Source organism: Desulfurococcaceae archaeon (assembly GCA_038845865.1).
Taxonomy (GTDB): domain Archaea; phylum Thermoproteota; class Thermoprotei_A; order Sulfolobales; family Desulfurococcaceae; genus UBA285.
This window is the reverse complement of the sequence record JAWBQJ010000004.1, coordinates 155,987-168,522: the sequence shown is the minus strand read 5'-3', so window position 1 is coordinate 168,522 and position 12,536 is coordinate 155,987. Positions and strand designations below refer to the sequence as shown.

Here is a 12,536-nt window from a genome sequence, read left to right as displayed (position 1 = left end):
GTAGAAACGACTTCATCGTGTCTACCCAGGTAGACCACGTAGGTGTAGGAGAGATTAGAAACGATGTAGTGCTCTACGTGAACGGTATTCCACTAGTGAACATAGAGGTTAAGAACCCTACAGATCCCGGCGTCTCATGGGAGGACGCATTCTTTCAGATTAAGCGGTATGAGAAAGCTGTTCCGGAGCTTTACAAGTATGTTCAAATAGGTGTAGCTGTTGAGGCTGTCGCAAAGTACTTTCCGATAGTTCCATGGGCTAATCCGGAGTCGATACCGGTTTACGAGTGGAGAGAAGAGAACTTGGACTCAATAGACTCCACTATAGAGATGTTAAGACCGGAGAAGCTACTAGATATACTCAAGTACTTTCTGTACTTTAGAATGGAGGAGGGAAGAGAAACTAAGGTTATAGCTCGATACATGCAGTATAGAGCTGCGAATAAGATTGTCAATAGAGTTCTCGGTAGACTTGAAGGAAGAGACACTAGGGATAGGGGGCTAATATGGCACTGGCAGGGTAGTGGTAAAACTCTTACAATGATCTTCGCGGCGATGAAGCTTTACTGGAAGCTGGAAAACCCCTTGATATTCTTCGTAGTAGATAGAGTAGAGCTACAGAATCAGCTATACTTCGAGAACTTAACAAAGCTAGACCTTGGACCAGAGGTAAAGCCCAAGCTCGTGGAGAGCATTGAAAGGTTGAGGCAAGTTTTAAGCTACGGTGATTATAGGGGTGAGCCTGGGCTGTTTGTTGTAACAGTGCAGAAGTTCCAGCCGAGTGAGTTCGAAGAACTCGAGAGGCTCCTAAAAGCCGTTGCAACCGGTCGACCCGGAACAGTAATGAATAGGGAAGACGTCGTGGTTTTCGTAGATGAGGCTCATAGAACACAGTATGGTGTTCTCGCGGAGCAGATGATGAGATTACTGAGGAGAGCCAGCTACTTCGCTTTCACCGGGACACCTGTTCCGAGGAAGAACCCTCTCAAGAACACTTTTGCTAAGTTCAGTCCACTGGACGAACTGTACCTTGATAAGTACTTCATCTTAGACTCAATCTCAGATGGATACACTGTTAAAATTGCTTATCAACCAGGTCCCTTCGACTACAAGTTGAACCGTGAACTACTTGAAGAATTCTTCGAGTCGGAACTTGATGAACTCCCGGAGGAAGTGCGGGTTGCAGTTGAGAGAAAAGTGAGCAAGGAGCTGGACATTAAAAAATTCAAAGTATTCTTAGAGGATAAGAGAAGAATAGACCATGTAGCCGAGTACATAGCAAAACACTTCAAAGAAAATATTGATGGTAAGTTTAAGGCAATGGTCGTAGCAGCTAGTAGAAAAGCTTGCGTTCTCTACAAAGAGGCGTTGGATAGGTATCTTCCACCCGAGTATAGTGAAGTTGTAATGTCCTTTCAAGCTCAAGAAAGGGATGAGGAAATATTGAAGTATAGGAGTAAACTACTAGAGAGATACCGTGTCCGCGACCCGGAAGAAGCTGTTAAGAAAATCATCGAGTCCTTCAAGACAGAGAATAATCCGAGAATACTAATTGTAACCGACATGCTTATAACGGGTTTTGATGAACCAAAACTTCAAACAATGTATCTAGATAAGCCTCTAAAGGGGCATAGACTTCTCCAGGCAATAGCAAGAGTTAATAGACCATGCCGAGGCGTCAAGGAGTATGGACTAGTAATAGACTTCGTGGGTGTATTCGACGAGCTTGCAAAAGCATTTGCGATGTACGAGGAAGAAGACCTCAAAGGCGCGGTATTCAACGTAGAAAGCGTAATCGCTGATTTCAAGCGAACTACTCAAGAACTACTTAAACTCACCGGGTTTAGACCCGAAGTCGGGGTTGCAGGAGACGAAGTAGAGTTACTTAGATACGTTAAGAAAAAAGCCGAGATCCTAGCACGTGATAAAGACCTAGAAAGAATGTTCACCGAGAAATATAGGCATTTACGTAGGCTTTACGAGCTTATCTACACGAAGCTTGAAAAAGAGGATATCTCGAATTATAAATGGCTCTCAGACATCTACATGTACTACGTGAAGAACTTCGTTGGTGAGGACCGAGAGGAGGAATTAGTTAAAACCTACTACGCTAGAACCCTTCAAGCCATTAGTCAGTCTCTGAAGATCATAGAGAGGGAGTTTGAACTTACGCCCTTGAAGATAGACGCGGAGTTCTTTGAAAAGTTTGTTTATGACAAGTCCTTAAGCGATGATGAGAAAGTTGCTTCATTGATTATGGGTTTATCGAGGTTTAAGCTATACGCGAAAAACGACCCGATATACATCCACGTGGTTGATAAAATCGAGAAGCTTTTATCGGAGTGGAGGAGTAAGCTGAAGACTAGTTTAGAACTATACAAAGATGCCTTGCAACTATGGAGAGAAATATACCTTCTTAAAGACGAGTTTAATAAGCTACAGCTATCACCTCTTGAGTTCTTAATATACAGAACGCTAGTAGATGCGGGATTTAACAAAGCTATCTCAGTAAACATAGCTACAGAATTAACAGAGAAGATAAAGAACAAGGTAAGTGTGCCGGGTTGGGCGCAAAATCCTAAGCTATATAAGGACGTTGAAAAAGACATAGCACTCGCAGTCCTGAAGGCTAAGAGGTCCACGAATATAAGGATAGAGCAGAGTAAAATGATCTCTCTTATAAAAGAACTAATTGAGAAGGTGAAAAGCATTGAGTCAAGGTAAGAAAGTACGAGATATACTTATAAAACATTTTAAAAACTCAGCTGTAAAGATCATTGTAAGCCCCAATGGAGTTGAAGTGCATTTACCCGAGGGTTACGACGAGTCGAAAGTTAAAGAAGTTATTAACAAGTACGAGCCATGGATAGAGAGAAAACTACGAGAGCTCTCAGAGCTAGTGGAGCTCTCCAAGCAACTAGAAGTGGTTAATAGGAGTGTAGAAGAGTTAAGACAACTAGCCAAGAGCTTCGCGGACCAAGCTGCAAGAGAGGTACTGAGTATTTCTAATCCCTGTAAAATCGTAGTGAGAGATATGAGTAGGAAATGGGCAAGCCTTAGTGAAAGAGGGGTGTTAACTATTAATAAGCTAGCATGTTACTTACCGGACTCACTAGTAAAGTACGTAATCTACCATGAAATATGTCACTTCTTGGAGAAGAAGCACAACAAGAGGTACTGGTCATGTGTTGAGAAAACAATTCCTAACTACAAGGAATTGGAGAGCAAGCTGCGAGCTTACGAGGTTAAGCTGAAAACGAAAGAAGCTTTAACAAACCTTAGGGTTCTAAAATCGTAGTACTGAGGAGAGCAAGCTCCATCAGTTGTGCGAGCCGGTGTCTTAGAGCCTAATCATACGTCCCATGAGTATAAGGTAAACTTAATAAGTGTCATACTTGTCATCTCGGGATATTACAAAGCTGTCTTGTTAAAAGCATATTGTCTATATCTCTCGAAGTAAGACTTGTACTTTCTAATCATTTCACCAGTTAGCACCTTCCTTCTTCTCTTTCTTTCTCGTAGAAACTTATCGAAACCGTCTATCCAGGTAAGCCTTATTTCTACCAGGCATAAACCCAGCATTTTCCTGAAGTCTTCGTGAGAGTTCTCGGTAACGAACTTGAGCAAGGCATTCTCCAAGTACTTGTACTCGCATCTAGAGACGAGTACTTGGAGAGCAAGAGAGCAGTCAACTGCGCCTCTTCTCCGACTAGTTCTAAGTGCTTTTAATCTATCATAGGTCGTGATCAGCTCCGCGAACTCGTACCCTTCGAGGTAGTCGAGCGCTTTCTTCAAGGCATCGCCTGGTACAGCTCGCTGGACAGATACCTCGATAAACTAAACTTCACAATGCCCGGAGCCTTACAGTTTTAACGTAGCCTGGCCCCTCTTCACCCTGCTCTCGGAGGCAGGTAAATTGACCCCTTTCCGCCAGGAACCGGTTACGCTGGAGAAATCACTGGTAAATATACACAATAGTCCCCAATCTCCAATGTATGTTAGGAGCCATGAAAGAGGCGTAAGTATTCAATGCCGCCGCCGGGATTTGAACCCGGGTCACGGGCTCGAAAGGCCCGCATACTTGACCGGGCTATACTACGGCGGCGTCTAAGTACTTTAGAGATTGGAACCCCTTAAATAAGTCTTCTCTGGGGACCAGTTATCGTGGTGTAGGCGCGTCGGTGGTGATCGTGATTTAGGGCTTCTACTAGGTAGTGGAGCGTGCTCGCGGGCTGGTGGCAGGGCTCATAGTGCGTGTACCACCTGGTAGAGCATACCGGTTTAGCTGTGAAGCGGCCGCAGGCCTCCACCTTCTTCGTGATAACGCGCTTATATATTTAGTGCACACTATAATCGTCGTGGTGAAGTGCGTTGAAACTACCTAGGGAATTCCTCTTCGGATTTAGTGAAGCAGGCTTCCAGTTTGAAATGGGGTTTCCGGGACAGGAAGACCCTTATACCGATTGGTGGTTATGGGTACACGACCCGGATAACATAGCGTCTGGTATTGTTAGCGGGCACTTACCTGAAAATGGTCCAGGCTACCTGGCACTCTATAAGCAAGACCACGACCTTGCCGAGAAGCTGGGCGCTGATGCGCTAAGACTCGGTTTGGAGTGGAGTAGGCTCTTCCCGCAATCCACAAGGCACATACCAGCTAGCGTTGAAAGGGACGAGCACGGGGTCGTAGTGCACGTAGAGGTGTCAGGCAGTTCTTTAAGGCAGTTGCTAGAAGCCGTTAATAAGAAGGCCGTGGATGACTATAAGAAGGTCTTCAGCGACTGGAAATCACGCGGCAAAAAGCTCATAGTTAACTTAAACCACTTTACATTACCCGCATGGATACACAACCCAATTGAAGTCAGAAAACGGGGAGCGGACCGCGCTCCAGCTGGCTGGTTAGAAGACGACATAGTAGTGGAGTTCGCCAAGTACGCGTACGTGGCAGCGTATATTTTCAACGAGTATGCTGACATGTGGAGCACCATGAACGAGCCCAGCGTCGTGCCGGTATCGGGTTATTTGTTCACGAAGTCGGGCTTCCCGCCCGGAATACCGAGCACGGAGTACATGGTAAAAGCGCTCAGGAACGAGATAGTAGCTCACGCGGTAGTATACGATATCCTAAAAGAAACTACCGGTAAGCCCGTAGGCGTAATCTACAACTTCATGTGGGTAGAGCCCTTAAATGAAGAAAACGAAGAGGACAGAAAAGCAGCTAGCAACGCTGCGTACTCCTACAATTACATGTTCCTGGACTCCGTATTAACCGGCACATCCCTGATTTTCCCATTTAGCGGGTTCAAGAACAAAGCGGACTGGATCGGAGTGAACTATTACACTAGAATGGTTGTGACTGCCGATAGGAGTAGCCCAACCGGGTGGAAACCCGTAACGGGTTACGGGCCCCTCTGTGCACCTGGCGGCGTGAGCAGGGCAGGAAGGCCGTGTAGCGACTTCGGCTGGGAGGTATACCAAGAGGGCCTCGAGAAGGTGCTAGTAGACGTTTACAAGCGGTATAGGCTACCACTAGTAGTAACTGAAAACGGCATTGCCGACACCGCTGACCGGTATAGGCCAATGTACCTGCTAACCCACTTGCTCAGCCTAGTTAAAGCAGTGCAGCAGGGAGTAGACGTTGAAGGTTACCTGCACTGGGCCCTCATAGATAACTACGAGTGGGCTATGGGCTACGACATGAAGTTCGGGCTTGTCAAGGTAGACTTTGAAACTAAGAAGAGGTACCTGAGACCCAGCGCGCTACTCTACAGGGAAGTAGCTAAAACCAAGGAAATCCCTGAAGAACTGCTCTACGCGCAGTAACAGCCTCCCCGGGGGTAATTACTGTTTCTATGGGTGTGCTCATTGCGTAGAGGGCTCGTGGTCTGTTTACTCGTGCTTTCACTAATGTGGCTATATGCTGACCAGAACCTAGTTGCACCCATGCTCTCCACCCTGAGAAATGAGGGGATGATCGTCGGCAGCGAGGAGGACTGGTATTACTACGCTGGCCTGGTGGGTACAATACCCGTCCTAACAGGCATAGCTACCACGTTTATATGGGGGTATCTAGCCGACAAGCTGAGTAGAAGGTCTCTCTTCGCGCTCACCGTTCTCGTGGGCGAGATACCCTGCTTCCTCACGGGGTTCACTAAAAACTACTACGAATTACTGTTCCTCAGGGCGCTTACGGGTATCGGTATAAATGGTGCTGCCCCCGTAGCTAGGGCACTAGTAGCTGATCTGTACCGTCCCGAGGAACGGGGTAGAGGTTATGCAATATACAATTTCAGCAGTGGCTTCGGCGTTTTGCTAGGAATGCTGATGGCGGGCGTGGTGCTATCAGCCAATCTCTCTTGGAGAGTACCGTTCCTGGTTGCCGCAACGCCGAACTTCATACTCACCCCGCTCTTTCTCCTCCTCGTGAAGGAGGTGAAGCTAGGCTATGCTGAGCCGGAGGTAAGGAAGCTGTACGAGATGGGCGTGGAGTACAGGTTTAGAATAAACCTAAAGGAATTCACGGGAGCGCTCCTATCGACTCCAACCCTTATATTCATATACTTGCAAGGAGTGCCCGGAACCTTTCCATGGGGGGCCATACCCTACTGGGCTCCTACATTTTTCCATGAAGTCTGGGGCCTGTCGGAGGGGACGGCTACGTTGATCGTGTTCACCGCGGGCATGGGCATGATGATCGGCTACTTTATCGGGGGGTTACTGACTGATAGGCTGCAAAGGAGGGTCTTGAACGCGAGGCTCATGGTCCCCTTCACGGGCATACTACTCGGAACGCTGACCATGATAGCGCTACTCAAGTACCCGTACCCTCACGGAGATGAATCCTTCGCGGCCCTGCTACCGGTATTGCTACTTGGATTGTTCGGGATGATCTTCGTAACATTCGCCGCTCCCAACGTGCCGGCCGTTCTGAGCGAGGTCTCATTGCCAGAACATAGAGGAACAGTATTCGGCATATTCAATATAACGGATAACATAGGCTCAGCTTTCGGGCCAACCATTGCGAGTGGTTTCATGGTTTACTTCCTCGGTATGGGGGTGGGCGAGCCCGTGAACATGCTTTATGGGTTGATAGCGGTGAGCTTGTTCTGGGTACCCTGTGCACTTTTATGGTTACCGGCATTCAGAACGTATGAGAGGGACAAAGCAAGGCTTAGAAAAATCCTCGCGGAGAGGAGTCGGGGACAATTGCCTGCTATGCCCTAACTAGCAGTTTCCTTGACGTTTTCTACCGAGATTTACCGCAGTTGCAGGTAGTGGTCACCACGAACGCGGTTTTCCTGGAAGTAACCTGGAAGTAAAGTTATATATTCAGTATTGCGGGATTATGTAAATTGGGGTACGCGATGCCGACGCTCCGATCAGGCCTCGTCCTGGCTGCAGGTTACGCTGACAAGTTGAGGAAAACGGTGTTCGCTCAGCTGAAAGATTACGTTAAAAGGGACAAGGAGTTTGCCAATAAAATAGCGTACTACATAGCTACACTGAATCGTGCACTTTTCACACTTCTCGTTGAGGAACTCAAGGTGGATAAGCTCGACGTTGTCAGAATAACTATTGAATACGACGTGGATGAGGTTAGCAAGGCCCTTACGTGGAAGTGGGATACACTGAGAGTAGAGATCTATAAGAGAATACCGCCGGAGACCTTCGAAGAGACCTTAAAAAATTTTATATTAAGAGCACCAGAACTAGCGGTTGGAGTAGTTAAGTTTGCTATTGGTAAACTAGGAGAAACACTAGACGGAGACCTAGTGTACGTTATCAAAGTAGGGGAGAGAGAAGTAGGTGCCGCTATCGCGCTACAAGTCGATGAGAACATCATTGTACTGAAGAAGGCCGCTGTGGTGGAACCAATACCGGCAATATTTGACAAAGCTAAACTAGAACTAGCCGGTAGAAGCGTTGAAGACGCTTTAACAGAGCAACTAAGTAAGGTAGTGCAGGTAGCAAGGCACGTATCCCGCGAAGACGCGCTTGAAATAACAAACTTTATTAGGAGTAGGGTAGAGGCAAAACCAATGGAAACTCCTCCAGAGCTAGAGGTAGAGGGTGAAGAGTAGCCTAGTAAATGTCAACCCCTTTCAGTATATTTTTAAACCACCCCTCCCTCCTCGCAAGTTATTCCTGGATACCCATATTTAACGGGTGCGTGTTTAAGCTAGTTCTTAAAATGGCCTTTAGATGAAGGGGCACCCACTTCCCTGCTAAGGGGTAGGGGGGAAAATTTATAAGTTGCCAAGGGGGAATTTTTATTAGGTGAGTAAAATGGAGGTGCTTACCCAGAAGAAAGTTGTGGGTAGGCATGTTTACGGAGAGCTGTACGGCTGCGACCCGGAGTTACTAATGGACGAGGAATACCTCGTAAGAGTCGTTAGAGATGCTGTAAAGGTCGGCGGGTTTACATTACTCGATGTCAAGGCCTGGAAAATACACCCGGGGGTTAGCGTAGTAGCCGTGATCCTTGAAAGCCATGTTAGTGTACATACGTGGCCCGAATACAGGTTCGCGACGGTGGACGTATACACGTGCGGTACGAAAGGAGATCCTTACAGTACTTTCGGGCATATCGTTAAAATGCTTAAGGCATCCCGCTACAATATGAAGTATGCGAGTAGGGACTACGAGGAAAGGGGATGAGAAAACACGATGTCGTAGTTGTTGGAGGAGGTCCTGCAGGCCTATACACTGCCTTCTGCACGCGTAAACGCGAAGTAACCATTATAGAAGAGCACGAAAAAGTAGGCTCTCCTAAACACTGTGCAGGCATTGTAGGAGGCCTCGTGGCCGGGGAACTAGCTAAGATCTCTCCTAACCTCGTTGACCACTCATACAAGAACATAGTGTTCATTACGCCGAGTAGGAAGTATGTCTTATCCTCGAAGGTCCCGATGGCTTTCCATGTGAATAGGCAACTACTAGAGGAGGTCCTTGCGAGTAAAGTCGAGTCGCTCGGGCATAGAGTTCTCTTGAAAACCAGGGCCCTACCCTACGAGGCCCGCAGGGTTAAGGCCGGAGGTCAAGTTATCGAGTTCGAAACGCTGATAATCGCTGACGGCGCTGGAAGCCTCTTTAGGAGAACGCTAATTGGGAAGACTCCTAACTACGTTCACGGACTGCAAGTTGTAGCGAGAACCTCAAACACGGTTCCCGACGATACATTGATAGTAATTTTCTCCGAGCTCACTCCCACGTTCTTCTCCTGGATCATACCTTTAGACAAGGACACGGTGAAGATCGGCTTGGCCTCGAAGGCCCCTAAGGGAATGCACGTTTTCTCGCTGGCCGAGAAGAGGCTTGGTATTAAAGTTACAAGTATCGGCGAGAAGTTTGGCGGTTTAATACCCATTCACTCGCCGCTCGAAAACCCAGTAGTGTGTAGTAGTATGGTTTTCCACGGGGACTCAGTACCCCTTACAAAGCCCTATACCGGTGGGGGGCTGTACTATATATTCAAGCTGTCCCCTATACTAGCCAAGTGCGTCGACGACTACCGCTTACAAGACTACAGTGGGTATTATGCAAGGGTTTTCCGCGTGAAGAACGCTCTAGAACGGCTCATTACCGAGTTCTCGAGGAAAACGAGGTATTTTGTGCCGGTGCCCTTTATAAGCGCGCTCTTTAAGCTAGGCGTAGTAGTGCCTAGCGACTTTGACGAGCATTTAAGAGTAGCCCTTAAGGCTCTGGCGCTGGTTCCCGCAATGCTTGCTCTTCTTTATTAGCTTTTATGACGCACTCTTCCACGTTGTCTACGAGGTCTTCAATGGCTCTTGTGACCTCTCGTGAAACGGCCGTTCCAAGTTCAAGCGTTCCGGGATATATGCCAACCAAGTAAACTCTTTTAACGGCGTTCATGGACTTCAGCAGGTTTATCACCACGCTAATCGGGATTGTGTGCGTTGAGATCATCAAAGACCCCGCTAAAATGCTGTCTTCCGGTGCTACGATGATGTTTCCTGGATTACCGCCTTCGAACAACGCGGCATCAACTACTATCAGCGTGCTCGGCTTTTTCTCCAAGATCTCGTTGAAGCAGTTTTCAATGCCATACTCGCACTCTAGGCAGTCAAATCCCCGCTTGGAGAGCTCTTTACAAAACAGTAAACCAGCTTGGTCATCGCTCCGTAGAGGGGAGCCAACACCTACCACTAGGAAGTTGTTTTTAAAAAGTGAGCAGAGATCCTGCACTACGCGCTACCGCGGAGCGTTACTCGCCCTTCTTAGCACGTCCTCCCACATTGCGTTAACGTACTCTTGTAGTTGCTTCACTAGCTCCTTGTTTTCTGGCCTGAGTAGGTGTCTGAACCTGCCCTGTAGCTCTAGGAATTTTTCAATCGGCTGCTTGAGGTTCGGGTTTCTAGCTATTACGAGGCTTCTATCTGTTAGTAAATAGCCGGTTTCAGGGCTCCACTCCCAAAGCGGGAAGTAACACGTGTCAACGGCTCTCCTTAATACCTCTAACGACACTGATTCTTCGTGCCTCCATCCCCGGTCACAGCTACTCAGCGCGTGTATGAATGCTGGTCCATTCACTTCGATGCCCTTTCTCACCTTCTTCATGAGGTCCATCCAATGTGCAGGAGTGGCTGTTGCCACGTAAGATGCCCTGTGCGCCACCATGATCTCCGCTATCGGCTTCTTGTGCTCCATTTTACCCGGTAGAACGTTACCGATCGGTGTAGTAGTTGTCCATGCAAACCTCGGAGTCCCACCGGATCTCTGTATTCCGGTATTCATGTACGCCTCGTTATCGTACAGTATATACAGTATATCGTGCCCCCTCTCGACCATGCCGCTGAGCGCTTGGAACCCTATATCGTATGTTCCACCATCTCCTGCAAATATCACCACGTCCACATGATCGTACTTGAGCCTTCCGCTTTTCTTCATCGCTTTAATGGCGGCCTCGATACCGCTCGCTGTTGCAGCAGCGTTTTCGAATGCATTGTGGATCCAGGGGACGGCCCAGCTCGTATACGGGTATATGGTTGTTGAAACTTCCAGGCACCCCGTTGGCGATACGACTATCGTAGGCCCTCTGAAGGCGAAGCTAGCCAGTTTAACCACTAGTGGTGCTGTACACCCGGCACACAGCCTGTGCCCTGGGAGTATTGCAGGCCGTTTCTGCTCTGCCAGCTGCCTGAGGTTAAATATTAGCGGGATCTCCTTCCTTTCGCCTGGTTCGAAGATCCAGATCTTGTAAGGCGGTTCCCCCCGCTTAACGGGTACTTCTGGAAGGGTCTTGACTACCATCACTCCCTCACCCCCAGAAACCTTAACCTTTCATCTACCGGGATGTAGCCGCGTTCAAGGTCCTTTACTAGCTGGTTAATCATTTGTATAACCATACTTGGTGACAGGTCTCTTCCGCCGAGTCCGTAGACGTAGTTTACCAGTAGCGGCCTGGAGTTACCATGGTATAGGGCAGAGGCAACATCTAGGTATAGTGCTCCCAGACTCCCCGGCCCAATGCCCCTATCCATCACCGCCACTACTTTGGCGTTTCCGAGTAACTCGTTCAGGTCCTTATACGGAAATGGCCTATAAGACCTTATTTTCAGGAGGCCTACCTTGACCCCCTTTTCACGGTACTTCTTAACAACCGTTCTAATGGTGCCGACACTGCTACCCATCGCTACTATTACGATGTCTGCATCGTCGACTTTGAACGGCTCTACGAGCCCATTTCCATACCTCCTACCGGTCAGCTTGTACCACTCCTCGTTAACTTCCTTAATTACTTCTTCAGCCTTCTCCATGGCCTTTACTTGGGGCATCTTGATCTCGAAGTAGTAGTCGTAGAGGGCCAAATTCCCGATCGAGAGCGGTCTAGCCGGGTTTAAGACGTAGTCGACCTCTTCGTCGTAATAATCGATCCTCACCTTTACAAGTTTCCTCGGGCCTCCGAGGTACTCGTAAACTGCCTCATCCGGTAGCATGTAAATGTTTTCCATTGTGTGACTCAGGAAGAAGCCGTCTAAGTGTACTGATACAGGTAGTTGTACCTCGGGATGCTCCGATATCTTGAAGGCCTGTATCGTCGTGTCGTAGGCTTCTTGGACGTTTTCCACGAAGAGCATTATCCATCCAGAATCGCGCATTAAGTACGCATCGCTGTGGTCGTTATGTATGTTTATTGGTGCCGATAATGCCCTATTGACAACCGCTAATACTGTCGGTAGTCTTAGACCAGACGCTATATAAAGTATCTCGACCATTAATGCAAGGCCTTGCGACGACGTCGCCGTGAACGACCTTGCCCCGGCTGCCGCAGCGCCAACACAGGCACTCATAGCGGAGTGCTCTGACTCTACCGCGATAAACTCGGTGTGAACTTCACCATTAGCCACGAACTCCGAAAACTTCTCGACTATAATCGTCTGTGGTGTTATCGGGTAGGCGGCTACAACGTCCACGTAGCTCTGCTTGACCGCGTAGGCTACCGCCTCGTCTCCGTTAACGTTGACCATGATCTGCTTTTCGCGGGGATATACGGGTACGAGCTCAGCCTTGCTCAAG

General features: G+C 48.1%; 11 protein-coding genes and 1 tRNA gene. 7 read left to right on the top strand and 5 right to left on the bottom strand.

Annotated elements, in window-relative coordinates; all coding sequences use genetic code 11:
• The coding region (locus QXU03_06240; protein ID MEM2171331.1) for an HsdR family type I site-specific deoxyribonuclease at window positions 1–2,723 on the top strand (2,723 nt) is incomplete at its 5' end.
• Window positions 2,710–3,297 carry a M48 family metallopeptidase gene (locus tag QXU03_06235; protein MEM2171330.1) on the top strand — a complete coding sequence of 196 codons (588 nt, stop codon included), beginning with the start codon at window positions 2,710–2,712 and terminating at the stop codon, window positions 3,295–3,297. The genes QXU03_06240 and QXU03_06235, both read left to right, overlap by 14 nt.
• 113 nt (window positions 3,298–3,410) lie before the next feature.
• Here the strand turns inward: QXU03_06235 and QXU03_06230 are convergent, their stop codons facing one another.
• The gene (locus tag QXU03_06230) at window positions 3,411–3,794 is read right to left on the bottom strand and encodes a hypothetical protein (protein MEM2171329.1); all 384 of its coding nucleotides are present in this window, start codon (window positions 3,792–3,794) and stop codon (window positions 3,411–3,413) included.
• A 235-nt stretch (window positions 3,795–4,029) separates the two neighbouring features.
• Window positions 4,030–4,104: transfer RNA gene (locus tag QXU03_06225), tRNA-Glu, on the bottom strand.
• A 266-nt stretch (window positions 4,105–4,370) separates the two neighbouring features.
• Here QXU03_06225 and bgaS point away from each other — a divergent pair.
• From bgaS to QXU03_06200, 5 genes are all read left to right on the top strand, one after another.
• Window positions 4,371–5,822 (top strand): beta-galactosidase BgaS, encoded by a 1,452-nt coding sequence (bgaS, locus tag QXU03_06220; protein ID MEM2171328.1) that lies wholly within the window; start codon window positions 4,371–4,373, stop codon window positions 5,820–5,822.
• A 33-nt stretch (window positions 5,823–5,855) separates the two neighbouring features.
• Window positions 5,856–7,223 carry an MFS transporter gene (locus QXU03_06215; GenBank protein ID MEM2171327.1) on the top strand — a complete coding sequence of 456 codons (1,368 nt, stop codon included), beginning with the start codon at window positions 5,856–5,858 and terminating at the stop codon, window positions 7,221–7,223.
• A gap of 140 nt (window positions 7,224–7,363) precedes the next feature.
• Window positions 7,364–8,080: a DUF2258 domain-containing protein gene (locus QXU03_06210; protein MEM2171326.1), complete on the top strand. Its 717-nt coding sequence runs from the start codon at window positions 7,364–7,366 to the stop codon at window positions 8,078–8,080.
• A 205-nt stretch (window positions 8,081–8,285) separates the two neighbouring features.
• Window positions 8,286–8,657: an adenosylmethionine decarboxylase gene (gene speD, locus QXU03_06205; GenBank protein ID MEM2171325.1), complete on the top strand. Its 372-nt coding sequence runs from the start codon at window positions 8,286–8,288 to the stop codon at window positions 8,655–8,657.
• On the top strand, window positions 8,654–9,739 hold the full coding sequence (locus tag QXU03_06200) for an NAD(P)/FAD-dependent oxidoreductase (protein ID MEM2171324.1): 1,086 nt from the start codon (window positions 8,654–8,656) through the stop codon (window positions 9,737–9,739). Before speD ends, QXU03_06200 begins: the two co-directional genes overlap by 4 nt.
• On the opposite strand, the gene QXU03_06195 is transcribed toward QXU03_06200, so the two are convergent.
• The 3 genes from QXU03_06195 to QXU03_06185 are packed head-to-tail and all read right to left on the bottom strand — an operon-like array spanning window position 9,693 to window position 12,535.
• Window positions 9,693–10,166, bottom strand: coding sequence for a hydrogenase maturation protease (locus tag QXU03_06195; GenBank protein ID MEM2171323.1), 474 nt, complete (start codon window positions 10,164–10,166; stop codon window positions 9,693–9,695). The genes QXU03_06200 and QXU03_06195 overlap by 47 nt on opposite strands.
• A gap of 45 nt (window positions 10,167–10,211) precedes the next feature.
• Window positions 10,212–11,270 carry a thiamine pyrophosphate-dependent enzyme gene (locus QXU03_06190; protein ID MEM2171322.1) on the bottom strand — a complete coding sequence of 353 codons (1,059 nt, stop codon included), beginning with the start codon at window positions 11,268–11,270 and terminating at the stop codon, window positions 10,212–10,214.
• Window positions 11,270–12,535: a transketolase C-terminal domain-containing protein gene (locus QXU03_06185; GenBank protein ID MEM2171321.1), complete on the bottom strand. Its 1,266-nt coding sequence runs from the start codon at window positions 12,533–12,535 to the stop codon at window positions 11,270–11,272. Before QXU03_06185 ends, QXU03_06190 begins: the two co-directional genes overlap by 1 nt.
• Between the last annotated feature and the right edge of the window lies 1 nt (window position 12,536).